The 26,466-nt window shown below is 60.8% G+C and carries 12 protein-coding genes and 1 pseudogene; 11 read left to right on the top strand and 2 right to left on the bottom strand.

What is annotated here, in order from left to right; translation table 11 throughout:
- Nucleotides 1-330: 330 nt before the first annotated feature.
- From ETQ85_RS27490 to ETQ85_RS18945, 4 genes and pseudogenes are all read left to right on the top strand, one after another.
- Nucleotides 331-627, top strand: a complete 297-nt coding sequence (locus ETQ85_RS27490; RefSeq protein WP_148580648.1) for a transposase — start codon at nt 331-333, stop codon at nt 625-627.
- Nucleotides 624-1,340: an IS3 family transposase gene (locus ETQ85_RS27485; protein WP_148580647.1), complete on the top strand. Its 717-nt coding sequence runs from the start codon at nt 624-626 to the stop codon at nt 1,338-1,340. The genes ETQ85_RS27490 and ETQ85_RS27485 overlap by 4 nt, the downstream gene beginning before the upstream one ends.
- Nucleotides 1,258-2,655 carry an IS30 family transposase gene (locus ETQ85_RS18950; protein WP_148580646.1) on the top strand — a complete coding sequence of 466 codons (1,398 nt, stop codon included), beginning with the start codon at nt 1,258-1,260 and terminating at the stop codon, nt 2,653-2,655. Before ETQ85_RS27485 ends, ETQ85_RS18950 begins: the two co-directional genes overlap by 83 nt.
- Nucleotides 2,656-2,659: 4 nt before the next feature.
- Nucleotides 2,660-2,965 (top strand): annotated as a pseudogene (locus tag ETQ85_RS18945) (integrase core domain-containing protein); the annotation flags it as partial.
- An 18-nt stretch (nt 2,966-2,983) separates the two neighbouring features.
- Here ETQ85_RS18945 and ETQ85_RS18940 read toward each other — a convergent pair.
- Nucleotides 2,984-3,688, bottom strand: a complete 705-nt coding sequence (locus tag ETQ85_RS18940; protein WP_246128821.1) for a response regulator transcription factor — start codon at nt 3,686-3,688, stop codon at nt 2,984-2,986.
- Between the two features lie 93 nt (nt 3,689-3,781).
- On the opposite strand from ETQ85_RS18940, the gene ETQ85_RS18935 reads away from it, so the two are divergent.
- From ETQ85_RS18935 to ETQ85_RS18905, 7 genes are all read left to right on the top strand, one after another.
- Entirely contained in the window at nt 3,782-5,836 is a 2,055-nt protein-coding gene (locus tag ETQ85_RS18935) for a sensor histidine kinase (protein ID WP_187394772.1), read from the top strand.
- Nucleotides 5,837-5,959: 123 nt separating this feature from the next.
- A complete protein-coding gene (locus tag ETQ85_RS18930; RefSeq protein ID WP_148580643.1) occupies nt 5,960-18,169 on the top strand; it encodes a DUF4347 domain-containing protein in 12,210 nt (4,069 codons plus the stop codon).
- Nucleotides 18,170-18,236: 67 nt separating this feature from the next.
- Nucleotides 18,237-19,007: a hypothetical protein gene (locus ETQ85_RS18925; RefSeq protein WP_148580642.1), complete on the top strand. Its 771-nt coding sequence runs from the start codon at nt 18,237-18,239 to the stop codon at nt 19,005-19,007.
- Between the two features lie 391 nt (nt 19,008-19,398).
- Entirely contained in the window at nt 19,399-21,144 is a 1,746-nt protein-coding gene (locus ETQ85_RS18920; protein WP_148580641.1) for a type I secretion system permease/ATPase, read from the top strand.
- Nucleotides 21,145-21,174: 30 nt separating this feature from the next.
- Nucleotides 21,175-22,911, top strand: coding sequence for a type I secretion system permease/ATPase (locus ETQ85_RS18915; RefSeq protein WP_148580640.1), 1,737 nt, complete (start codon nt 21,175-21,177; stop codon nt 22,909-22,911).
- Between the two features lie 35 nt (nt 22,912-22,946).
- A complete protein-coding gene (locus ETQ85_RS18910) occupies nt 22,947-24,311 on the top strand; it encodes an HlyD family type I secretion periplasmic adaptor subunit (RefSeq protein ID WP_148580639.1) in 1,365 nt (454 codons plus the stop codon).
- A 3-nt stretch (nt 24,312-24,314) separates the two neighbouring features.
- Nucleotides 24,315-25,694, top strand: a complete 1,380-nt coding sequence (locus ETQ85_RS18905) for a TolC family outer membrane protein (RefSeq protein WP_148580638.1) — start codon at nt 24,315-24,317, stop codon at nt 25,692-25,694.
- A 253-nt stretch (nt 25,695-25,947) separates the two neighbouring features.
- Here ETQ85_RS18905 and ETQ85_RS18900 read toward each other — a convergent pair whose 3' ends face one another.
- Entirely contained in the window at nt 25,948-26,205 is a 258-nt protein-coding gene (locus tag ETQ85_RS18900; protein WP_148580637.1) for a putative antibiotic biosynthesis monooxygenase, read from the bottom strand.
- Between the last annotated feature and the right edge of the window lie 261 nt (nt 26,206-26,466).

The raw sequence follows: 26,466 nt of genomic DNA, 5'->3' as shown, positions 1-26,466 counted from the left end.
CCAAAATCTGTCGATAGCGCATCCTGGGATAGCGCAGCGGCAGCTACACCCCATATCCACCGACTCTTTTTCATCGCGCCCCTTGCCTCCGTGTCTGCTTGGTTGGGGCCAGGTCATTATTATTTTGGACACAATATTTCAAGGTCTTCATGGCACCATGCCGAAGACAGCCCGACAAACGAGGCAGCATCCATGTTTCACATATAGTCTACGACCGACTTTGGATGTTCTTGATCGCGGAATGGCAACACCACAATATCTGTTCCTGCAGTGGTCTAATTTCCTCGGACACCTCGATAGGTGGATGATCCACCCGTGGAGGAGAAATAGATGAAACAGAAACGCCGGGCGTTCGATGCGAGCTTCAAGCTGCAAGTCGTCCAGATGATCGGGGACCAAGGCCTGAGCGTCGGCCAAGTGTGCCGCGACATGGGTCTGGGAGAGACCGCAGTGCGCCGCTGGCTGGCGCAACTCGATGCGGAGCAAAGCGGACAGGCAGGCATCGGCAAGCCGCTGACGGCCGAACAACAACGCATTCGCCAACTCGAGGCGGAGAATCGGCAGCTTCGCCAGGACAATGACCTGCTGAAAAAAGCGTCGGCCTTCTTTGCCCGCGAACTGAAATGACCTACCGGTGCATCGCTCAGTTGCAAGAGAAGGCCGACAACACCGCATTGCTGTGCCGGTTGCTGGGCGTGAGTCGTTCGGGCTTCTACGCCGTACGCTCACGCAGGGGCGAACCCGCCAGGGTTTGCCCAACGAGCACCCACCTGCGCGCCGCCTTCACCGCCTCCGGACGCTGCTATGGCAGCCGGCGCCTGCGGGCCGTCCTGCATGCGCAGGGGCTTCGCGTGGGGCGATACCGGATACGAACCCTCATGCGTATCAATGGGCTACGTCCGGTGTGGCGGCGCAAATTCATTCACACCACCGACAGCCGCCACGGCTTGCCGATTGCCGACAATGTTCTGAACCGGCACTTCACTCCAGCCACGGCGAATGCAGCCTGGGTTTCGGACATCACCTACATCCGCACGCGCAGTGGCTGGCTGTACCTGGCGGCGGTGCTGGATCTGTACTCGCGCAAGATTGTCGGCTGGGCCATGGCGCCGAACATGCCTGCCGAACTGGTGTGTTCAGCCTTGCAGATGGCCATTACGCAGCGCCAACCGCCGGCGGGCCTGATCGTGTATTCCGACCGGGGCAGTCAGGGCGGATTCAACCGGTCGTCGCAACACCTTCTAACTGGAGGTTTGTATGGGGCGACCCGCAGGGTGGCAAAAGCAGGTGACAGGTCGAGAGACAATGCGCTCGCCTGGCGCACCATCGCTTTGCCGTGAGGTTGAGCGGCGGTTCTGGGCGCAGATCGCAACCGGCATCACAAGCGAGAAGGCGGCAGAAGCAGTTGGCGCATCACAGGCTGTAGGCTCGCGCTGGTTTCGTCATCGTGGAGGCATGCCCTTGTTCATGTCGAATCCTGTGTCCGGGCGGTACTTGTCATTTGCCGAGCGTGAAGAGATAGGGGTGCTCCGCGCCCAGGGCGTTGGCGTACGGGAGATTGCTCGGCAAACCGGGCGAAGCCCATCGACGGTGTCGCGGGAGCTGGTTCGCAACGCCGCCACGCGCGGCGGCCAACTCGAGTATCGGGCATCGGTTGCGCAGTGGAAGGCGGAACTGGCGGCCCGGAGACCGAAGTCCGCTAAGTTGGTGACTCACCCGCGACTTCGGTGCTACGTTCAAGACCGGTTAGAGGGCAAGATGCATGACGCCGATGGCCATGAGATTGTCGGACCTGCGCACGCGCCCTTCAAAGGCCGGAACAAGCCACATCGGGGTGACCGCAAATGGGTCAATGGCTGGTCTCCTGAGCAGATAGCCAATCGGCTGCGCGTCGACTTTCCGGAAGATGAATCCATGCGCATCTCTCATGAAGCCATTTATCAGGCGCTCTACATTCAAGGTCGGGGTGCGCTCAAGCGGGAGCTGGTCAGCTGCCTGCGTACCGGGCGGGCATTGCGCGTGCCTCGGGCGAGGTCTCAGGCCAGGTCGTGGGCCCACGTCAGCGAGGAGGTGATGATCTCCAGCCGCCCCGTAGAAGTACAAGATCGCGCCGTGCCAGGCCATTGGGAAGGAGACCTGATCATTGGGCTGAACCGCTCCGCGATAGGGACGCTTGTAGAGCGGTCCAGTCGCTTCACCATACTTGTTCACCTGCCTCGGGAGCAGGGCTATGGGCAGGCTCCGCGAACCAAGAACGGTCCTGCCTTGGCCGGCTACGGCGCCATCACGATGGCCAATGCACTCAAACGAACGGTAGCGACCTTGCCTGCCCGGCTCTGGCAATCATTGACCTGGGATCGCGGTAAAGAGCTATCGGATCACGCCCGCTTCACTATCGAGTCCGGGGTGAGTGTCTTCTTCGCTGACCCGCATAGTCCGTGGCAGCGCGGCACGAACGAGAACACGAATGGACTTCTACGGCAGTACTTCCCAAAGGGAACAGACTTGTCCCGCTGGAGCGCCCAGGAGATTCAGTCCGTAGCCAACACGCTCAACGCACGGCCACGGAAGACGCTCGGATGGAAGACTCCCGCAGAAGCTTTGAATGACTATCTAAAATCCGCACAGCAATCCGGTGTTGCGACGACCGGTTGAATCCGCCCAGTACGCCAGCGAAGCCCACCGTGCCTTGCTGAGCCGTCATGGCTTGACGGGCAGCATGAGTCGCAAAGGCAATTGCTGGGACAACGCCGTCATGGAGCGCTTCTTCCTGAATCTGAAGAGGGAGCGCGTCTGGCAGAACGACTACGCCAACCACGCCGAAGCCAGTCGTGACGTCACCGATTACATCGTTCGGTTCTACAACAACGTCCGTCTGCATTCGACGCTGGGCTATCTGCCGCCCACCGCCTATGAACGGCAAACCGCAGTACAGCACCCCATCGAGGTATCCGAAATTACTTGACCACCACACACAGTACCGTTACCCCCAACGGTAACCAAGGTTTCGATCCGTCCGAAGAGGGGCAGCCAAACCAGTACTGCGGGTGACCTTGCTGCGTAAACGGCTCACAATCACCTCGATGCGATGTTTGTCGAGTTCGTCGGGGTGAACACCCAGCGCAACACCTAGCTGGGCATGGGTGCAGGTATAGGATCCAGAAGCGATCAAGGCACGCAGCACTCGCATTTCGGTCAGGGTCAGGGTAGTCCTGACTCCGTTGGGAGCGTGAAGCTCATATTCGGTCTCGTCAAGGTGCCAGGTTGGGCGAGCTTCTAGCGAGGCTCGTCGCTCCACCGCTGGCCAATGTGTCCGGGCCGCCAAGCGGTGTAAGACCAGTGCAAGCTCGTCGATATCGATAGGCTTGACCAGATAGGCATCCGCACCAGCCTCCAGGCCCTCGATCCGCTGGTCCCGCAGGGACCGTGCAGTTACAAAGATGATCCCGATCCTGCTGTCGTGGGCTCTTAGATACCGGCATACGCTCAAGCCATCCTCCCCCTCCAGGCCAATATCCAAAACAACAAGTGTTGTGCTGAATGCGGCAAGATATCGGTACAACTGACTGGCGTTTTCGAAGGTTTCAACGGCAAACCCCATATGTCCGAGTTGGAAGGCAAGCTCTTCACGGAGAACCGGCTCATCTTCGACAATTAGAACGGAAATGCTGGCTGGCTGAACGGACATAGTTTTCAAGAGATTACAACACACTGGTTGTGCCCCGAAGGACATCATATTTTAACGTAGAAGCCGCCCTTCCATTCGCCCCCTATGCTGCTCATGCTTCCCCTGCTGCTGTGTTTTATGCTGTTGATCGGCCTGCCAACAGATACCCTGGCTAACCGGGTAGCAATACCTGTGAACGCCCACATCACGACCCTTCCTTTGGAGGGTTTTCTGTACGCCAGCCCTGCAGAAGCCAGTCCTGGAACACCAGAAGAGGCACTAGCCCTCTACCACAGAGGTGGATTTGAGCATCTGCCCGCCTACCTAGGGCGGGGCTTTCGCAAGGACAAGGTCTGGCTGGGTTTCACTATTGAGGCTGGCCCGCCCTCTCCCAGATCTCTGATCGTTGATGTGGGCCCAGCCTATCTGGACGAAGTCCGGGCTTATCAGGTGGATGAAACAGGAACCATCACCCAACTAGGCCGAGCGGGCGACCAGATCCCGCTGCAAGAGGTTGCGATGCGCGGCCTGCGGCCCGCCTTCGCCATTCGACCCTCTGCTGGCACCACCATCCTGCTGGAGATCCGGACTACTAGCACCCAGGCCGCCATCGTCAACCTCCACTCCGAATCTCACTATTTTGCTCTCCGATCAGCAGAGGGACTGATCTTCGGAGCGGTATCGGCAATCAATCTGGTCATGGGCATGGGTGCCTTGGCGCTTTATCTGTTGCTTCGGGACCGGACCTATCTAGTGTGGACGCTGTATGTGCTGCTCACCTGTGTCCAGTGGCTATCCCTGGACGGCCTGCTTTACCTCTACTACCCCTGGGAGAACCTGAGCAACCTGAACCTGGCCACCAACATATTCAGCATACTGCTATTTTCAATCGGGGCCTTGCTTTCAACCACACTGTTTCAATTCCACCAGATTCATCCTTGGCTGCACCGGATCTTTGTAGGCTGGGCGCTCGCCATGATAGTGCCCTTGATTGTCGTTCCCTTTGGGGAAGCCTGGATTGTAGGCATATTGGGACGAATGGGCCTCCCCCTCTTTCCACTGGCGATAGCCGCTGTCGTAATCCAGATGCTACGGGGCCATCAGACAAGTCGCCTCTACGGCCCAATGCATGTCATTCATATGATCGCATCTCTGATCAATGTCCTTGCAATTATAGGTAGCGGGCCCTTCTCCGAGCTCACTCTGTACGGCTGGCAGCTGACGAACTTTTTCAACCTGCTTTCCCTACAGGCCAGCATGTTCATGCGCATGCGCCACTACTTGTACGAAAACGAGCGCCAGCGCCTCCACTTGATGCATGAGCTCAGCAACAAGAACGTGGAACTCGAACATCAGGTGACCGAACGAACGGCGAGCCTCGCCCAAGCCCTGCGCGACGTTCAGCAGGCCGAATCGGAACAGCGCCAACTGCTGTCCATGGCCTCCCATGAATTTCGAACACCAGCGGCGATGATCAAGTCCTCTCTCGACTCTCTGCGCTTTCTCGCAAATCGAACTCCCCCCGAAGTCGCCCGGCGCCTGCACAACATAGAACACGCCTGCACGCGCCTTACTTATCTCAGCAACACCCTGATTCATCAGGACCGCCTCCGGGAACTAGCCCTCCACCCTAAGCTGGTCCGGGTCGACTTGCAGGCACTCATGGAAGAAGTCGTAACTCGTTATACCCATTCCCTGCCAGACACCCCCACGCCCCTGATGACGCTACACCCCGTCAGTAATACATCGACATCGCACACCAGCAGCACAATGGCAGACCCCGCGCTCCTCAGTATTGCCATCCACAATCTCATTGATAACGCCCTCCAGCATGGCAGGCCTGTCGGCATGCCTATGTCGCCCCCCATCAGCATCACCCTTGATGCCCAAGCGGACAGCCTGGAACTGCGCGTGGCCGACCGGGGACCAGGCATCCCCGACAGTGACAAGACACAGATTTTCAAACGCTTCCACACCCTCACCAAAAAACGAACGGCCGACTTTTCAAGCACCACGCGAGCACATGGTGATGGCCTCGGGCTCTCCATCGTACGTGCCATCACCGTCGCCCACGGGGGCTGTGTCTATGCGTCTGACAACCCAGGTGGTGGCACCATACTGGCCCTACGCCTACCCAGAACAATGGAAGTCACATTCCCTGTTGAATAACGCCCCCACACCCATAGCACTGCGCTCAAGAACTCTCAACGCTGAGAGTTTTTGAGAGCTCAAGACCTATCGAAATGGGTATCTTGATTGGGAATATCCTTACACTTGTTGTGGAGCCCGATCATGTCCCTTGCATCCGCCAGCACCAGTAACTCCCTTTATTTTGTCGATGCCAGTCTAGACGATCTGGATACCCTTCTCGCCGGACTACCGGCCGGCGCTGAAGTTGTCCTACTTGACTCCACCCAGGACGGGCTCACCCAGATGCTGGCAGCCCTCAACGGCCACAATGGCGTTGACGCAGTCCACGTACTGACCCACGGAGCACCGGGCCAGATCCAGCTGGGCAACACCCAACTCAACGCAGCTACCCTGTCTTCGGTCAGCAGCACGCTCCAGGCCCTTGGTCAGCACCTGTCCGCGGATGCCGACATCCTGTTCTACGGTTGTGACGTGGGCGCCAGCGAAGAAGGCCGTGCGCTCATCAGCCAGATCGCCGACCTCACCGGCGCCGACGTAGCCGCATCCACCGATCTGACCGGATCGAGCAGCCTGGGGGGTGACTGGGAGCTGGAGGCTCACAGCGGAGTGATCGAAGCAGCCGGCATCACAGCATTCAACTTCGATGACACACTAGCTCTTCCGGGCGCACACAGTGCCACCCAGGGCAGTGAAGTCTTCATCGGGGGCAACTACATTGAGCTGGGCATCAGCTCGGTAGGCTCCTTCGGGACTTCCAGCAGCAAACCCGGTGGGTTCTACGGCACTACTGGAAGTAGTGCCGTAGGCATGAGCAACGATGCCGATGGTTTTGGGAATGGGGGGGATCTCCGGATCGACTACTTCCTGCCCGGCACACCAGAAGAACGCTGGGCAGTGGGGTACAACGGCAGCACAACGGGCGGCTATAGCGCTCTTAACAGCAACAGCGGTGCCGCACTTAGCAGTACATCCCTGACGAATCTTTCCTCTGGTGATTCGTTGGGCGCGAAGTTCACGGGCACTGTGGGCAGCGTCCTCAAAGTCGAACAAACCCATACATTCAAGGTCAACGACAAGTTCTTCAAGACCGTCGTCACCCTGACCAATACCTCGGGCAGCACGCTGACCGATGTCCGCTTCATGCGCTCCTTTGACCCGGACAACACGGTGTACAAAGGCGGTAGCTACAGCACGACCAACAAGATCGAAAACACCATCGTCGCCGGTGACGGCAAGGCCGTGGTGTCGGCCACCAGCGCGGCTGGTGATGCCTATAACTCAGCAGCGGGCAGCACAGCAAAGATCCTGTTCTTCTCGTCCGACAGTCGGGCCAACGTCGCCAACTTTGGTTTCTCGAACTCCAACCCCTATGCCATGCCTACCCAGGCCAAGGGCTACAGTAGCACCTCGGATTCGGGCATTGCCATCATGTTCAAGGGCGGTAGCCTCGCAGCAGGGGCCAGTGTAAGTTTCGAGTACTTCACCTCGCTCGACACCGCCGACGTCAGCACCACCATCGCGCAGATAGAGCTGGCCTCCAACCCGGCCCCCACGTTCACAGCGTTTGCAGCGCCCGTGGATACCGTAGCCGAAGACAACCAAGTCGAGATCACCTACGCCGAGCTGGCAGCCCAAGGCAACGAGGCAGACCAAAAACCTGACGCCGGCGGCGGACTCGTCGCAGGTACGGTCACCGCATTCATTGTCACCAGCGTAACCAGCGGCAGCTTGAAGATCGGCATCGACGCCGGCAGTGCCGTCGCCTGGAATCCGGGTGTCAACGACGTCATCGATGGAACCAAAAAGGCCTACTGGACCCCCGCCGCCAATACCAACGGCCCCCTCAACGCCTTCAAGGTGGTGGCCCGTGACGAAGACGGCCTGAAGTCTAGCACCCCGGTGCAGGCACAGGTCACGGTCACTGCGGTCAACGATGCTCCGCTCATTGCCTCCGCAGCCACAGCGGTGGTCCTGCCGGGGATCAACGAAGACCAGCCTACCGGCACCAACGCCGGCGCCACCGTCAGCAGCTTGTTTGGCCCGCGCTTCACCGATGTGGACAGCGGTGCCACGATGAGCGGCATCGTCGTGGTGAACGACGCCTCCAACCCCGCCCATGGCAAGTGGCAGTACAGCACCGACGGCACCACCTGGTTCGATATCGGTACCGTTGCGAGCAACAATGGACTGGCCCTCTCGACCAGCACCAAGCTACGTTTTGATCCGGAGGACAACTGGTACGGTACGCCGGGAGTGCTGACCGTTTATCTGACCGACAACGCCTACGCGGGCGGCCTCACCAACGGTGCCACACGCGACACGGAGACGAGCACCTCGGCCAATGGTCTGTCCACCAATACGGTGAATCTGAGCACTACCGTCACCTCGGTGAACGATCTGCCGTATTTCACCAGCACAGTAGGGGGGGCCAGCCTCACGGAAACGTCGACCTACGACAGTGCGGTGACAACAGCGTCCGGCGCCCTCACCGGTCCCCTGGACGGTACTGACGTGGAAGACGGCACCGCCGTCACCTTCAGCATCCGCGGCGGCGGCACGAGCAGCAGCACCGTCACCAAGGCTGGCTTCTACGGCACCCTGACCCTCGACACCACCACCAAAGCCTGGACCTACACCCCCAGCAACTTCCCCGCCATCAACGCACTGGCGCAAGATCAAACCGCCACCGATACCTTCGAATTCAGCATCATCGACTCGAACGGCGCCACCACTAGCCAGGCACTGACCATCACCTACACCGGCACCAACGATCTGCCCGTGGTGGCCGCAGTCCTTGCCGATACTACTTTCAACGGTAACGGCAGCTGGAGTTATCAGATCCCGGCCAATGCCTTCGCGGATGCTGAAGGCAGCAACCTGACCTATACCATCGAGGTGGTCGACGGCTCGGGCAATGTCATCGACACCATCAGCGGGACAACTGGCGACGATGTCAGCAAGCCTTCCAACTGGCTGATCTTCAACGAAGCCTCGCGCACCCTCAGCGGCACCCCCACCGCCACCGCGCCGCTACCCCTGAACATCAAGGTCACTGCCTCCGACGGCAGCGCCAGCGTCAGCGACACATTTACCGCCACCCTTGATCTGTCCGCCTCGGATACCAACCCCGCCCCGGGCAATGTGGCGCCGACCACCACTGACGACGACCTCAGCTCCACCGGAGCGACGTCCATCACGCTGACCGTCAACGATTTCGGCAACTACAGCGACGCCAACGGGGATGCCCTGGCATCGGTGAAAATCGTCTCGCCGCCTTCGGGCAGCAGCGGCACGCTCAAGCTGAATGGCGGAGCCATCACAACCGAGACTACGGTTAGCGCGGCTGACATCACCGCCAACAAACTCACGTTCGAGCCTGGCACCAACTCAGCAGCCATCACTTTCCAGGTGGGTGACGGTACCGCGTTCAGCAACACGCACACCTTGGCGATCGACGTCGGCAGCGCCACCGGCACCATCACCTTTGACGCATCGGATGTCAGCACGGCCCAGGCCAATACCTGGACCTCGGTTTACAGCGGCAACCCGGAAGTACTCACCGGTTACACAGGCACCGTGCGGGTGGTCATCGAAGCCACGGGAGGAACGGTCAAACTGGCCGATGCCACAGGCGTCAGCGCTGCGACGGGATACGGCAGTCTGACCTCCGGCTCCGCCAGCATTGCCTTTGAAGGCACGTTGACTAACGTGAATTTGGCCCTGCAGCAACTGCAGGCCAACCTCGCCGCCAACCCCAATATGACGCTGACGGTCAACGCCATCGCGGGCGGCTCAGCCTACAACCCGGACAACCAGCACTATTACCGGTATGTGGCGGACTCCGCCATTACCTGGACTGCTGCGAACGCTGCTGCCGAAGGCTCCACGTTCAATGGCCTGAATGGCTATCTGGCCACTATCACCTCCGAGACAGAGAACGCCTTTATTGTCAGCAAGGTCGGTGGCAATGCCTGGATCGGCGCAAGTGACTCAGGCTCGGACGGCGTTTGGAAATGGGTGGGCGGTCCAGAGAAGGACACCATTTTCTTCAATGGAACCAATGGCGGAACGAGCACATCACCGTCTTACTACACTTGGCAAAGTGGCGAGCCGAACGGTACTGGAGGTGCAGAAGATTACGCGCAGATCATCACGGTCAACAACTTTGACGCAGGTCTCGTTGCCGGAAAATGGAATGACCTAGCCAATGAGGGCGGAACCGCTGACTACACCGTCACTGGCTATGTGATCGAGTACGGCGGCAGCTTTACAGGCAGCGGAACCGTTGCCGAACAAGCCTCCCGCACTATCACCCTCACCAAGCTCGACGCCGCTCCTGTGCTGTCGATCAACGGTGATGCCGCCTACACCGAAAACGCTGCACCCAAGGCACTGAATCCAGCGCTCGACCTGACCGATGTGGACAGCACCACCCTGGCCAGCGCCACGGTGACCCTCAGTACAGGAAAAGTAAGCGGTGATCTGCTGGCATTCACCAACGATAACGCAGCCACCTACGGAAACATTCTCGGGGTCTACGACTCAGGCACCGGAACCCTGACCCTGGGCTCTGCGGGCAGCACGGCGACCCTGGCCCAGTGGGAGGCCGCTCTCAAAGCCATCACCTTCGCCTCCACCAGCGACAACCCAGGCACCAGCCGCAGCCTGTCCTGGCAAGTCAATGACGGCGCCAACAGCAGCAACGTCGGCACCACCGCCATCGTGGTGACGTCGGTCAACGATGCCCCCGTTGCCACCAAGGTGGCCGACCAGACCCTGGCCACCGAGGCTGCCTGGAGCTTCGACGTCGATGGCGCAGGCAACACTCTGTTTGCCGACCCGGAAGGCGAACTCATCACCTATAGCGCCACCCTGGCCAACGGTGATCCGTTGCCCAGCTGGCTGAGCTTCAACTCTGGCACCCACACCTTCAGCGGCAACCCCCCCGCCGGCACTCCCTACCTGAACATCAAGGTCATCGGCACGGACGCCACGGGCGCAGCGGGCTTCACCACCTTCACCCTCAACCTCACCACCCCCGACAACGGTGCCGGCGCCACCAACAGCACCAGCAGCACCACCATCAGCGACACCAACGGGGGCAGCATCGCCCTGGGCGATGTACTGACGGCCAGCGCCCCGGTGGACGACGATGGCTACGTTCTGGCCAACGTGAAATACCAATGGCAGGTCTACGCCAACGGTGCATGGACGGATATTGGCGGCGCTACATCCAATACCTACACACTTACGCAAGCCGAATCCAGCAAGCAGGTACGCGCCCAGGCCTTCTATACCGATGCCGGCGGCTACGCCGAAGCGCCGGTATCGAACGCCCTGACGGTTCCCGCCTTCAACATTCCCGGCATTGTGACGGTCAATGGCAGCTCGACTCCGGGTGAAACCCTGGTCGCCTCCCTCGGCGACGGGAATGGTATCGTCGGCATCACGCCCACCTACCAGTGGTATCGGGGTGATACCTCCGGCGCGCTGACCACCGCCATCAGTGGCGCCACCTTCAGCTCTTACACCCTCACGGACGCCGACGGTAGCAAGTACGTGACGGTCGTCGTCACCTACACCGACAACGAGGGCACCGCTGAGACACGCCAGGACAGCACCGACAGCCCCGTACAATTGGGCGCGGTAGCTCCGGTCGCGGTAAATGACATGGGCACGGCCACCGAAGCCGGCGGAGAGAACAACGGCACTGCGGGCAGCAATGCCACGGGCAATCTGCTGATCAACGACACCGACGTCAATAGCGGCGACACCAAGGCTATGACGGGCCTCCGCTCGGGGAATACCGAAGGCCTGGGTGAAATCGGCCTGCTCGAAGCGGGCGAGTATTCGGTGACCGGCGAGTACGGTACCCTGCGCATCAACGCCAGCACTGGCGTGTACACCTACACTATCAACCAGGCCGCATACGGTGTCGAAGCCCTCAACAGCGGGGACTCGATCAAGGACTACTTCAACTACACGGTCACTGACAGTACGCTCAAATCGGATATCGGCGTCCTGGAAGTGACCATCAACGGTGCGAACGACGCGATTTCGGTCCGTGATGTACCCACAGTGTTCACCGCTGTTGAAGACCAGAAAACCGCTCTGGTCATCCCGGCAACCTTCGCATTGAGCGATCCGGACAATACCGATGCCGCCACCGTCAAACTGGTCGCCAGCGAAGGCAAGCTCAGTGCTGCGAGCAGCGATGGCGTCACAGTAACGGGCAACGACAGCGGCACTCTGACCCTGTCGGGTACCCTCAGTGCCATCAACACCTGGCTCAAGACGGCAGACAAGGTCTCATACACCAGTTCGCCCAACGACAACGGCACAGGCACTGCCACCATCACCCTCAAGGCGAATGACGGTGTCAGCGGGGATGTGACCCTGGCCACGGTGAATGTGGATGTTACCGCCACCAACGACGCACCGCGCCTGGACCTGAACGCCAACAACAACACGGCGGCTGGCGTGGATGTAGCAGGGGCAACCGGTGCCGATCTTACCGGCAACGACCATGCCGTCGTATTCCGCCCCCGCGGCTCCGATGTACAGGTGGTGGACAGCGACGTCACGATCACCGACATCGACGGTGACACGACACTGGTCAGGGCCACCGTGGAAATCACCGCCGGAGCCTGGGACAACTCCCGCACCATTTACGAAACGCTGAACTCCACCGCGAGCACGGCTGGCATCACGATCACCGGCAACGGCACGGGCATCAATGGCTTGACCAGTGCCACCAAGCTGACGCTGACAGGTACCGCAACGCACGCACAGTACCAGGACGCGCTGAAGACCATCGTCTACAACAATAGCAACGAGAACGCCTTTGCCGGCAACCGCAGCATCACCATTGCTGTGTTCGACAAGGAAACGGTAGATGGCGGCCTGGAATCCAACGCCTCAGCCTTCACCACCACCGCAGCCAACCCCAGCGTTGTGGTCGGCCAGAAGATCTACATCGCCGGCATCGACACGGGCAAGACGGTGGCCACGGTCATCGACACCACCCACTTCATTGCCAGCGGACCGCTCCCCACTCTCGCCAACAACGCCGCCCTGAGCTTCTGGCTCGACGGTACGCAAGTCACCACAGCAACCGCCAGGGCTCCGCTGGCAGCCGCGGGGTATGCACCGGCAGCAGCCACCACCACAGTGCAGGTACTGTGGACCCCGGTTGTGGATCTCAACGGCAACACTGCCAGCAGCGTGAGCTACACCACCTCCTACACTGAGGGCAGCAACGGCACCTACATCACCAGCACCGACGCCCTGATCACCGACCAGGACGGCAACCTGAAAACGGTGACGGTGACGCTGAACAATGCCGCCGACACCTCTGGTGGCAACAGCACCGAAACGCTGTTCATAGCGGCGGGCATCGTCAGCAATCTGGCTACCAACGGCATTACCACCACGTTCTACGGCGCGACCGATAACGTGCTTGCCAATGGCTCTGCCGGCGTCCACAAAATCGTGTTCTCCGGCAACAAGGACGCCACCACCTTCCAGTTGGGCATGCGCGAGGTACAGTACAAGAACACCTCCGAAAACCCCAGCATCACCCCGCGTACGGTAACGGTGGATATTGTCGACCAAGACAACAACACCGGCGTGCCAGCCAGCGCCACCATCAACATCATCCCCGTCAACGACGTCCCCGTAAAAGGTGGCGACTTTGCTGGCACGCTGAACGAAGGCGCGGTGTATGTGTTCACCACGGGCGACCTCAACAGCACCGACGTGGACAACGCGGCGGGTACGCTGAAGTACGTGCTGACCTCGCTACCGGCACAAGGCACCCTGTTCCGCGACACCAACAACAACGGCGTGGTGGATGTGGGCGAAGCCATTGCCACCGTGGGCACCACCACCAGCGTGGCTACCATCAATGCCATCGGCACGGGTGCCTACTTCACCCAGGCCGAGGTAACTGCGGGCACCATCAAATATGCCCACAACGGCCAGAACCCCAACGGCACCAACGCCACAGGTACCGACACCTTCGGCTTCAAGGTGGTGGATGGCATGGAGGACTATGTCTTCAACACCATTCCGGCCGATACGGTGACGCTGACCGTGACCGAGGTGAACGACCCTGCCACCGGCGCACCGGCGATCAGTGGCACGCTGCAACCGGGACAGGTACTCACTAGCGATGTGAGCAGCATTGCCGATGCCGACGGGCCTGCCAGCCCCACTTTCAGCTACCAATGGCAAGTCAGCAGCAACGGCACAGACTGGACCAACGCTACCGGTGCGGGCAGCACCACGGGCAGCTACACGCTTGGCACAGCCGATCAAGGCAAGCAGGTCAAGGTTATCGTGACCTTCGATGACGCATTGGGCCGGACGAACAGCCTGACCGGCAACGCCAGCGGCACCGTCGCCTTTACCAACACGCTGGGCGCGGGTGGCGTCACCATAACCAACGATGGCACGCCCCAGGCCGGCGAGACCCTGACCGCCGACACCAGTGCCCTGGCTGATGCTGACGGTCTCGGTCCCTTCAGCTACCAATGGGAAGTCAGCACCGACGGTGGCACTACCTGGACGTCCATCGGCGGCGCCACCGGCAAGACCTACGCCCTGCCAGGCGACGCCACGACCGGCACCCAGTACAAGGCTGTCGTCAGCTACACCGACGGTCGCGGCAACAGCGAAAACATCGACAGCTCGGTCGTGACCATCGTCGCCCCCGCAGCAGACATCAATGACGCACCGTCCCTGAACGGTACCGGCAACTTCCCGGCGACCACAGCCCTGTTCTCCGGCGTGAATGTGACGACGGTGGAAAGCGGCCAGAGCATCCAGACACTGACGCTGACGGTGGGTGGTCTGAAAGACGCGGGTGCCGAGACACTCAAAGTGGATGGTGTGGACGTCGTGCTGGGCGCAGCAAGCACTACAGCCATCACTGGCGGAACGCTTGACGGCGTGAGCTACGCCATCACGATGAATGGAACCAATCCGGACGTGGCCACCGTCACGATTACCCATGCCGGCCTGACCAACGCACAGACCAAGACCCTGATCGAAGGACTGGCACTGAGCGGCGGAACGACTGCCGGCCTGCGCGTGGTCACACTGACCAGCCTGCAGGACAGCGGCGGTACGGCCAGCGGTGGACACGACACCGGAGTCATCGGCATCAGCGCAACGGTCGATGTGGGCTCGACACTGCCGGGTAGCAATACCGCACCGGTGGGTAGCGGCGATCTGGCAGGCTCGGTGGACGAAGGCGGCACCATGACCTTGGCAACCGCCGACCTGAGCGCCAGTGACACCGAGCAACCGGGCCTGAAGGTCGTCCTGGCCTCCGCGCCGACCCATGGCACGCTGTTCCGCGACACCAACAACAACGGGATCGTCGACGCAGGTGAAACGCTGACCACGGGCAGCAACTTTGCCTTGGCCGACATCGACGCCGGCCGCATCAAGTACGCTCACAACGGTGACGATCCCGATACGAACCCTGCGGCGGACGACAGCTTCACCTTCAACGTCAGCGATGGTCTGGCGCAGAGCGATTCCGATGGAGGCTCTGACGGTAACCAACCCACCACGTTCAGCATCACCGTCACCCCAGTGGACGATACGCCCACCCTCAGCGCCACGGCGCTAGGAACCCTCGGTACGCCGGTTGCATTTACCGAAGGCCCAACGGCTCAAGCACTGTTCTCGGGTACAGCGGCCAGCCCGGTCGAAACCGACGAAAACATCACCGCCATCACGGTGATGGTCAGCGGCCTGCGTGACGGAACCGTGGAAAATCTGGTGATCGATGGCACAGCCATTGCGCTGACGCACGGTATCACCGGCACCAGCACGGGAGGGGCCAGCGTAGGCTACAGCGTCAGCGTCACCGGCGGCACCGCCACCATCACGCTGGGCAAGGACGCAACGAGCGCTATCTGGAACGGACTGATCGATGGCCTTGCATACCGCAACACCAGTGAAAACCCCACTGCTGGCAACCGCAGCATCACTCTGACTCAAGTCACCGAAACGAGCGGCCAGAGCAGCGATGTCGCCATCACCAGCTATGTGAACGTCACCCCGGTTAACGACCCGCCAACGTCGGCACTCACCCCCATAACCGTTCTGGAAGGCGGCTCCCTGACGCTGGACACGACGGCGATTAACGCGGCCGACGTGGACTCCCCGCTGAGCGGCCTGACTTACAAGCTCTCCTCTGCACCCACCCACGGCACTGTCTATATCGACGCCAACGGCAATGGCGTCAAGGATGTCGGAGAAGCGCTGCCCACCGACGGCACCTTCACCTACACCCTGCTGAACTCGGGCAAGGTACGTTACCAGCATGACGGTAACGAAGATGGCGACAGCTTCGCGATTACTGTCAGCGACAGTCAGGGCGGCACCTCGGCACCCGTCACGATGACGGTCAACCGCACGGCTGTAAACGACGCACCGACCATCAGCGGCCTGGGCAGCGACGTATTGAGCTACCCGGCCAATTCCGGTGCCAAGGCGCTGGAACAGGGTGGTGACGTACTGATCAGCGATCCCGACTCCAGCAATTTCAACGGCGGCAATCTGCGGGTTTCGATCACCTTCAATCGCGACCCTGGCCATGACGTGCTGAACATTGCCAATGTCGGTGACATTGGCATCTCCGGCGGCAACGTGACCTACGCTGGCACCACCATCGGCACCGTTGCGGGCGGTACCGGTACGAATGATCTGGTGGTGAGCTTCAATGGCGACGCCACACCAGCCGCGGTGTCGGCACTCGTCAAGGCAATCCAGTTTTCCAATGACCAGGCTTCGCCTGCCAACCCTTCGCGCACCATCAGCTTCGCGCTGAACGACGGCTCGGTGGGTGGCCAGGCGGAACCGGTCGCCGTGAATGTCAACATTGCCACCGGCGTGACGCCCAGCATCTCCATCGCCAACGGCTTCTTCATCATGGAGAACACCCAGCTAGTCACCGCGCTGTCCGCTGTCGATCCTAACAGCAGGCCGATTACCTTCAGCATCAGTGGCACGGCGGACGGCACCAACAACCCGGACAGCGGCAAGTTCGAGATCGTTTCCGGCAACCTGCTGCGCTTCAAGGCTGCGCCCGACTACGAAATCCCCGCCGACAGCGGTGCGAACAACGTGTACAACGTGATCGTGCGCGCCACCAACGATCTGGGCTCCTACGCGGAACAGACTCTGGCCATCACGGTGCTGGATCAGGACCCGGAAGATGCCGCTGTCGGCGATACGGAGGGCCCCGCTTTCGGATATGCCCGCATCAATGGTGGCAGCCTGGTCATGACCTACACTGACGCCAGCCCCCTGTCGATCAGCAATCTGCCGGCTACATCTGCGTTTGCAGTCAAGGTGGGAGGCAGCACGGTAGCCGTCAACAACGTCGCCATCGATGCCACCGCCAAGACCGTGACCCTGACGCTGGCCTCGGCTGCGATGGCCGGTCAGAGCGTCACGGTCGCCTACACTGACCCGACGGGCGGCAATGACGTTGCCGCCCTGCAGGATGCGGCGGGCAATGATGCCGTCACACTGAATGAAACGGCCGTAAGCAACCTGACCCCCTCCACCGGCGGTGGCAGTTCAGGCGGAGGTTCTACGGATGGCGGCACCACGGGTGGTGGCTCCACGGGTGGTGGCTCCACGCCAGTCCCCGGCATTCCCTCCAGGGATGACTGGGCCAACCTGCCCGACGACGACGGTGACGGGCTTCCGGAGCTTGTCGAGAATTTTGTACCGCAGCCCTATGTGCCGGGAGCTGTCACTGGTGACGGCAACGGGGATGGCGTCAAGGACTCTACCCAGGACGACGTTGCGTCCTCTCCAATCCTGAAAACGCCGACTGCCATTTCCAACCCTGGTGAGGCCCCCTATTCGTTCGTGACTCTAGTCGCTGACGCCAAGGCCGGCAAAGCTGATACAGCAGACGGAAACATCGCCAAGATTCGTGCTGTTGAACAGCTAGATGCACCTTCGAGCATACCTGACACGATGACGATGCCCTTAGGCATGCTGAATTTTGTCGCCGAAGTACAAAACACCAGTGAGCTAGAAACCTTCAGCCTGTATCTGGATCCGGCTCTGGGGGTTAACGGCTACTGGATGCAGGATACCTCCAGCACCTGGGTCAACCTGGCAAGCCCCATTTATGGCGGCCAGATGGTGATTGAGGGCGGACGCCTGCGCATCGACTTCCAGGTGCAGGACGGAGGTGTATTCGACACCGACGGACAGGCTGACGGTGTCATCACAGCACACGGCACAGTCGCCTTCATGCCCCTATCCATCGTGGGAACACGGCCGGATACCAACGTGGACGATTTCTGGTTCTAAGTCAGACCCGGGGCCAGTCTGATGACTGTCCCCACAACCAATAACGCATAATTTTGTGAGCGAATCCATGAAAAACACACAAGGACATACCGCGTTACGCGCATTCATCGTCACTCTCGGTACCGTTGGCTTGCTGGCCGCTTGTGGGGGTGGAGGAGGCAGTGACGCTTCAAGCACTGAACCCACTCCGACGCCGACGGTCTTCACGCCCAGCAAGCTGCAGGGCCGCTGGAGCTCCACCGGGGCAACCGCAGCCACCAGCTATACGGCCATCATTTTACCCGGCGCCGGTAACACGGCCAACGTCTGGCTGCTCAGTCAAAACCTGTCCCACTTGAACGTTCTCAGCATCAATGATCAGGCTGTATTCAGTGGCAAAACCTACGCTCTAGGCAGCAGCAGCACGCCGATCACGGCCACAGGCACGGTGGTAGCCGATCTAACCTCTAGCACCAAGACTCTGAGCCTCAATGGTGCAAACAGCGAAGTCTTACAGATAACCCTGCAGGATGCTCTGACTCAACCCGCGTCCCTTGCGGATACGGCAGGTAACTGGACAGGTAGTGTTAGCAGCGGAGTCCAGACACTCAACTTCTCCATCGCGAGCCAAACTGGCATCCTCTCCGGCACCTCGACCACCGGTTGCACCTACTCCGGCAACCTGGTCGCCGTGAGCAATGCCAACGCTTTCATCTCGACCCTGAATGAAAACTGTCCAGATGGGTCAACGGCCAACTTTGAGGGTATAGCAACACTCAACACCGACAAGAACCGCCTGACCATCGTTGCAGCGACCCCAACCCAGACCAGCGGCCTCGTGTTGCTGCTGAGCAAATAAGACGCTTTCCCTATCCACACGAGGGCACTGACCATTTAACAGTTGGCCAGTGCCTCACCAAATCGACTTGGAGCCTAGCCGTGCGCACCCGCATCATCGGCGACAAGACGAGTATCCAGCACCGCTAAAACATCACCAGCTTGCCTCGAACTCCGCGAAATTGTCCTCGCGCGTTTTGGAAAGGACTATCGGCTGTCCTTCAGTTTTTCCGATACCCCGGGCAGCCAGGACGAGAGTGCTGAAGTCATCCAGTACACGCCGGGAGACCTTCCCGAATACGTTCTGATCGCACCAGAATCCTTTCTCGTGTCCCCACTCACCGCCCCCCGTTCCGCCTACCCAGCAGTCCCTGTAGCGGTAAGCTCGACCCACTCCCATTCAGGTACAGGCTATGAAGCCCGGCGAAAAAATCACCGTCCTACGCGAGGCCCTGCTGCTTCAGAAAGCAACCTTCCACAAGGTGATCTTCTTCAGTTTTTTCATCAATCTGCTGGTCATGGCGCCGACGGTGTACATGCTGCAGGTCTACGACCGCGTAGTAAACAGCCGTAGCCTGACGACCCTGGGCATGCTGACACTGATGATCGTCATACTGTACGTAGCGATGGAAGTGCTGGAGTGGGTACGCAGCGGCATGCTCCGCAACATCGCCCTGAAGTTCGACGCCCACATCAACGAACGTCTTTTCAATACTGTATTTGAAGCCAACCTGCGGCGCATTCCAGGTGCTGGCGCACAGGCCATTCAAGACCTGCGCACAGTGCGTGACTTCATCTCTAGTCCGGCCCTGATGGCGATGATCGACGTTCCACTCTCCATGCTCTACATTTTTGTCATTTTCATGATCAATCCGATCATGGGCTGGATATCGGTCGTTGGAGCCCTCCTCCAGGTCGGCCTGGCGTGGCTCACAGAGCGCGATACACAAGGCCCGCTGGGTGCAGCCCAACGCGCCGCCATCGACGCTCAAAACTATGCAAGCAACAACCTGCGCAATGCCCAAGTCATCGAAGCGATGGGCATGCAAGGTGGCATCCGCCGGCGCTGGCTCGACAAGCAGAACGAAACCCTGCGTCAGATGGCCAACGCCTCGGACACCGCAGGTCGCTACTCGGCGATGTCCAAATTCGTCCAACAGTCGCAGTCCTCACTACTGCTGGGAGCCGGCTGCTGGTTGACCATCGTCGGCCTGTTCCCCGGCGGTGGCGGGCTGATGATCGTCGCCTCGACCCTCGGCGGGCGCCTGCTGGCCCCCATCGTCCAGGTCATTGGAGGCTGGAAACAGGTGGTCGGCGCCCGCGATGCGTACACCCGCGTCAGCCTGCTGATCGAAAACGTTGCCCTGCGCGAAGCCGGCATGCCCCTGCCGGCCCCCACCGGACAGCTCTCCGTGGAAGGCGTCATCGCTGCCGCCCCCGGCTCCCAGGCGACCATTCTGCGCGGTGTCAGCTTCAACGTACCAGCGGGCACCACCCTCGGCCTGATCGGTCCCTCCGCCTCCGGAAAATCCACCCTGGCCCGTCTGCTGGTCGGCGTCTGGCCGGCAGCGAGCGGCAAGGTGCGCCTCGACGGCGTCGATATCTACCCCTGGAACAAGGCCGAGCTGGGCCCCCACATGGGCTATCTGCCCCAGGCGGTGGAACTCTTCGATGGCCCGCTGGCCGAGAACATCGCCCGCTTCAGCCAGGTAGACATGGACAAGGTGGAGGTCGCGGCGCGGGCGGTCGGCATTCACGAGATGATCATGGCCCTGCCCGACGGCTACGACACAAATATCGGGGATGACGGCTGTTTCCTCTCGGGCGGACAACGCCAACGCATCGGCCTGGCACGCGCCATCTATGGTAATCCCCGGGTCCTCGTGCTCGACGAGCCCAACTCAAGTCTCGACGAACTCGGCGAACACTCGCTGCTACAGACACTCCTGGCACTCAAGGCAGGAGGCACCACAGTCATCGTGATCACCCACCGCACCAACGTGCTCGCAGCGGTGGACAACCTGCTCCTCCTTCAAGACGGACAGGTCAAGGCCCATGGCCCCCGCGACGAAGTCCTTGCAGCCCTGCAGCGAAGCGCTCAGCAAGCCATTCCCATTCCCGTATCCCCCGGCGGCCCCCCCCAGGCCGTCGCCGCCTGATCCATCCTCCGCACCCGGCGAACCTTTGCGATGAAGACTCCCTCTCCCTTTCTGCGCAGCGAGCTGAAGACCACGCTGTGGGCCTTCCGGCGCGAATTTGCAGTGTGCATGCTGTTCACGGTGCTCGTGAACCTGCTGATGCTGACGCCAACCCTCTACATGCTGCAGCTCTTCGACCGCGTGATGCTCAGCCAGAGTCTGGTCACGCTAACCGCCCTGACCCTCGTGACGCTCTTTTTGTTCACCACCATGGGTTTTACTGAATGGTCCCGCTCGCGCCTGCTCGTGCGGGTCAGCGTCAAACTCGACCAGCAGCTTAACTCCCGCGTTTTTGCCGCCAGCTTCGAATCCTCACTACAACAAATGGGCCGCAACCCCGCCCAAGGCTTCAGCGACCTCAACAACGTGCGCCAATTCCTGACCGGCAACGGCCTGTTCGCCTTCATGGACGCCCCCTGGACGCCCATCTACATCGGCGTGCTGTTCTTGCTGCACCCCTGGCTCGGCCTGCTCGGCATCTTCTTCTCGCTAATTCTGGTCGGCATGGCCTGGCTCTCCCACACCCTCACCCGGGGCCCCATCGAAACCGCCCTGGAAGCGGGAGGCCGAGCCAACGGCTACATCCAGAGCAAATTGCGCAACGCCGAAGTGATCGAATCAATGGGTATGCTGCCTGACCTACGGCGGCGCTGGCTACTGCGCCACCAGCACTACCTGAATCTCAATCACCAATCCGGTGAGGTCAGCGCACGCATTCAAAACCTGACCAAATTTCTGCGCTACACCCAGCAATCCCTGGGACTGGGCGCCGGAGCCCTGCTGGTCATCCGCGGCGAACTGAGCCCGGGTGCAATGATTGCTGCCAATGTCCTGATCAGCCGTGCCACCCAGCCACTCGAAATGATGGTTGGCACCTGGAAGCCCTTCATCGATGCCCGCCAGGCCTTCAAACGCCTAGAAGAACTGCTCGCTCAGCACCCCACGCAAGACAGCAGGCTGATCCACGCGGTCCCCGAAGGCCAGTTGAGCCTGGAGCACCTGGTGGCCACCGCCCCGTCCCGCCCGGAGCCTATCCTCAAGGGACTGACGGTCGACTTTCCCGCCGGCCAGGTCATCGGCATCATCGGCCCATCCGGCTCCGGCAAATCGACGCTGGCGCGCGCCTTGGTCGGTATCTGGCCCAACACAGAAGGCCGGATCCTCCTCGACAAGACCCCCTTGGAGGATTGGGAACGCGACGAACTGGGTCCCTTCCTGGGCTTCCTACCGCAGGACGTCGAGCTTTTCGACGGCAGCATTGCCGAAAACATCGCCCGTTTCGGTGAAGTCGACCCCGACAAGGTCATCCGTGCCTGTCAACGGGCCGGCGTTCACGAAATGATTCTGCGCTTCCCCAGGGGCTACGACACCACAATGGGGGAGGCCGGCAGCCTCCTGTCGGGCGGACAACGCCAGCGCATCGCCCTCGCCCGGGCCATGTACGGCGAGCCCCGCCTGATCGTCCTCGACGAACCCAACTCCAACCTCGACGATGCTGGTGAAGCCGCACTCCTCAAGGCCATCCAGGAAATGAAGGCGCAAGGCAGCAGTATCTTCATCATCACCCATCGCCCCAGTGCGCTCAGCGTCACCGATCATCTGCTGGTGCTCAAGGAAGGGGCCATCATCCACTACGGTCCGCGTCAGGACGTGCTGGCAGCACTCCAGGCCCGGCCCAACGTCCCCTCTACCAGCCGCGACAGCAGCCCTGCCGTCCAGCCCGCATAAATTCCGTTCTCACCCTTCAACCCAGAGAATCGATCATGGCCCTTCATAACGTCTCCACCCCTGGAGCCTTTCCTGCCAACCCCGCCAACACGGCCTCCGGAACGGAACTTCCGCTCCCCACCGACACCGGCCGCCCGGCCCGTATCGGCATGTGGGTGCTCGGCCTCGGCTTTGGCGGCTTCCTGCTATGGGCCGTCCTGGCCCCCCTGGACGAAGGCGTACCGACCCCCGGCACAGTCACCATCGACACCAAGCGCAAGGCCATTCAGCACCTCTCGGGCGGCATCATCCAGGAAGTCTTCGTCAAGGAAGGAGACTTCGTCAAAGCCGGAGCCCCACTGGTCCGCATCGATGAAGCCACCTCCCAGGCCAACTTTGAATCGATCCACCAGCACTACCTCACCGTACGCGCCATGGAAGGGCGTCTGGTGGCTGAGCAGACCGGACAAAACCGCATCACCTTCCACCCTGACCTGCAAAAAGCACTGTCCAACCCCCAGGTCAAACAGACCACGGACAATCAGCAGAGTCTCTTCCAGTCGCGCCGCAATGCGCTGGCCGCCGACATGCAAGCCAGCGAGGAAAGCATCCAGGGCCTGGAAGCCTCCATTCAGGGCTACCAGGGCCTGCTCGTCAGCCGCAAGGCCCAGCTCGCCTTCATCGAAGAAGAATTGGGTGGCATCAGGGATCTGGTCAAGGAAGGCTACGCCCCGCGCAACAAGCAACTCGAACTCGAGCGCATGAGAGCCGAAAACACAGGCGCCCTTGCCGAACTGCAGGGCAACCTCATGCGTACCCGCCAAGCGATTGCCGAAACGAAAGCGCGGATCCGCCAACGCAAGGAAGAGTACCGCAAGGAAGTCGACACCCAGTTGGCCGACGTCCGTCGCGAAGTCCAGGCTGACGCCGACAAGCTCAAGGCCTCACGAGACGAACTGGCCCGCACCACCATCCGGACCCCGGTCGAAGGACAGGTTCTGGGGCTGGCGACCCAAAACGTCGGCGGCGTAATCGGACCAGGACAAAAGCTGATGGATATCGTCCCGCTCAACGAAACCCTCCTGCTCGAAGCACACGTCCCGCCCCACCTGATCGACCGGGTCCAGCCGGGCGCGCCCACCGATGTCCGTTTCTCCGCCTTTGCCCACTCCCCGGCGCTGGTGGTCGAAGGCAAGGTGGACTCCATCTCAAGTGACCTCATCGTCGAACCGCAGACCAACGTTGCCTACTATCTGGCCCGCATCTCCCTCACCCCCACCGGCGTCAAGGAACTCGGCCATCGCCAGATGCAGGCCGGCATGCCTGCCGAAATCATCATCAAGACCGGCGAACGCACGGTGCTCGAATACCTGCTTCATCCCCTGCTCAAGCGCCTTGCCGCTTCGATGAAGGAAGAGTGAGCCGTGCCCGCCATCACCCGCTCCATTGCCATGCGACACTTCCCCCAAAAATCTGCCCTCGGCCTGGCTCTTGGCCTGGCCCTGGCTGCATCACCCGCCAGCGCCATCGACCTGCTGCAGAGCTACCGCCTGGCGCTGAGCCAGGACGCCACTTACCAGGCGGTCCGCGCCGACACCGATGCACGGCGCGAAGCCATTCCGCTGGCCCGTGCCCAGCTACTGCCCAACATTTCGGCCAACCTGCAGCGCAGCAAAAACCAGACCGACCAACGCTCGGTCAATTCCCAGAGCCGCAGCACCAACGAATATGAATACTTCAGCAGCAATTACGCGCTGACCCTGCGCCAGCCGATCTACCGGAAATACAATTTCGCGCTCTACCAGCAGGCCCACTCCGATGTCGCCAGCGCCGAGGCCACCCTCGACAAAAGCCTGCAGGAGCTCGTCGTGCGCACCGCCAGCGCCTATTTCGAAGCGCTCATGGCCAAGCAACAGCACGCCCTCACCCTGGCCCAGAAAGAAGCCTATGCGCTCCAGGTCGAGGTCGCCAAGCTGGCCCTGGCCAAGGGCCAAGGCACTGTCACCGATATCGACGACGCCCAGTCCCGCTACGACATCACCGTTGCCCAGGAGCTCGAAACCAGCCAGAACATCGGCTTCACCCGCCGCCAGCTGGAAAGCATCGTCAACCAGCCGATCAATGATCTGGCCGACCTGCAGCCGGACCGCCTCGAGCTAAGCCCTCCGCTACCGGCCAATGTCGAGGAATGGATCGCCCGGGGCGAGGAGATCAATCCGGAATTGCGCGCCTTGCGTGCCTCGATCGAGTCAGCCACCCAGGAACTCGAAAAAGCCCGCGCTGGTCATTTCCCGACCATCGACCTGATCGTCCAGCGCAGTCAGAGCCAAAGTGAAAACAATGTCTCGATCAACAGCCAATACCTGACATCCATGGTCGGCCTGCAGGCCAGCGTCCCCCTGTTTGCCGGCGGCTATACCGTTTCGCAAATGCGCCAGGCCCGCTCGAACATCGAAAAATTCCAGCAACAATACGAAGCCCGGCGCCGCGAAGTGGCGCAACAGATCCGCAAGGAATTCCAGAGCATCGCCGAAGGCATCGCCAAGATCGGCGCCCAGCAGCAGGCCGAGCGTTCGGCACAACGGGCCCTCTTCTCCAACCAGAAGGGTATTGCCGCCGGCACGCGCAGCCGCGTGGACGTTCTAAATGCCCAGCAGCAACTCATCAACGTCAAGCGCGACCTGGCCCTGGCGCGCTTTCAGTACATCCTCGCCCGGGTGCGTCTACAAGGCCTGGTCAGCTCCCTCAACGAGCAGGAAATCAGAACCATCAACGCCTGGCTGGATAGCACTAGCAGCGGTTAGGGAATCCCTGATCAATTGATGTCCTAAGCAATAACACCCAAGCCAACCATTTCTGACCCACTTCGATCATAGATTTTTCCGCCCCTACCGAGAACTCCGAGGTCCTATCGGCCCCGGCCGCCCGTTCTCGGGCACCGTAGACGAATTCCGTCATCAACTCATTAGTGATCTCCTTGTAGCGCACCTTCGTCTAACCGAACTGGTGCTTGATCACGCGAAACAGATCTTGCAGGCATGGCGTTTGAGCTCGTTGCTACCGGAGCGATGACGATGGATAAAGCCAGGGCTTCAGCAGTCGTGTCAGTCTCGGTGCCACCAGCCACGTCATCACGGCAACCACCAGCACGGTGAGCACCATGATGCGCGGCAACAGCGGCCAGGGTGCCAGCACATCGGCCAGCAACAGAAACAACAGGTAAACCGTGGGAGAGATGCCGAGCCAAGTCTCACCACCGCCACTTTCCAGCGGGGCGGCGGTACTTATGCCGGCGTCGGCGACGCCTGAAACCAATGAGCCAGGCCGGACACGTCCCGCACCATGGCCTGACCTTCAATAAAGGCAGAAGCTGCCGTCAGCCCCTGCAAACGCGCTGTCTAATCTTGCTAGGCACGCAGGCAATCAGGATTGGCTAACGCCAGCACCGCGTGATACAGGCGCCTGCGACGTCCACCTCATCGCTGGGACGCACCAGCTGCGCCCTTGAAAGTAAAAGCAGCAGCATCCCGTAAAGTAGACGCCGGTAAAGCCCTAACAGGTCGATGCAAAACACCG

The organism is Zoogloea oleivorans, assembly GCF_008107625.1.
GTDB lineage: Bacteria > Pseudomonadota > Gammaproteobacteria > Burkholderiales > Rhodocyclaceae > Zoogloea > Zoogloea oleivorans.
Note: the sequence above shows the minus strand (reverse complement) of the source record. Positions and strands in the feature narration are given on the sequence as shown.

What these genes read in the sequence shown, in the direction of transcription:
- ETQ85_RS18915 (WP_148580640.1), top strand. Translation starts at nt 21,175, where the DNA reads ATGAAGACTCCCTCTCCCTTTCTGCGCAGCGAGCTGAAGACCACGCTG.
- ETQ85_RS18920 (WP_148580641.1), top strand. Translation starts at nt 19,399, where the DNA reads ATGAAGCCCGGCGAAAAAATCACCGTCCTACGCGAGGCCCTGCTGCTT.
- ETQ85_RS18910 (WP_148580639.1), top strand. Translation starts at nt 22,947, where the DNA reads ATGGCCCTTCATAACGTCTCCACCCCTGGAGCCTTTCCTGCCAACCCC.
- ETQ85_RS18930 (WP_148580643.1), top strand. Translation starts at nt 5,960, where the DNA reads ATGTCCCTTGCATCCGCCAGCACCAGTAACTCCCTTTATTTTGTCGAT.
- ETQ85_RS27490 (WP_148580648.1), top strand. Translation starts at nt 331, where the DNA reads ATGAAACAGAAACGCCGGGCGTTCGATGCGAGCTTCAAGCTGCAAGTC.
- ETQ85_RS18950 (WP_148580646.1), top strand. Translation starts at nt 1,258, where the DNA reads ATGGGGCGACCCGCAGGGTGGCAAAAGCAGGTGACAGGTCGAGAGACA.
- ETQ85_RS18940 (WP_246128821.1), bottom strand. Translation starts at nt 3,688, where the DNA reads ATGTCCGTTCAGCCAGCCAGCATTTCCGTTCTAATTGTCGAAGATGAG.
- ETQ85_RS18935 (WP_187394772.1), top strand. Translation starts at nt 3,782, where the DNA reads ATGCTTCCCCTGCTGCTGTGTTTTATGCTGTTGATCGGCCTGCCAACA.
- ETQ85_RS18925 (WP_148580642.1), top strand. Translation starts at nt 18,237, where the DNA reads ATGAAAAACACACAAGGACATACCGCGTTACGCGCATTCATCGTCACT.
- ETQ85_RS27485 (WP_148580647.1), top strand. Translation starts at nt 624, where the DNA reads ATGACCTACCGGTGCATCGCTCAGTTGCAAGAGAAGGCCGACAACACC.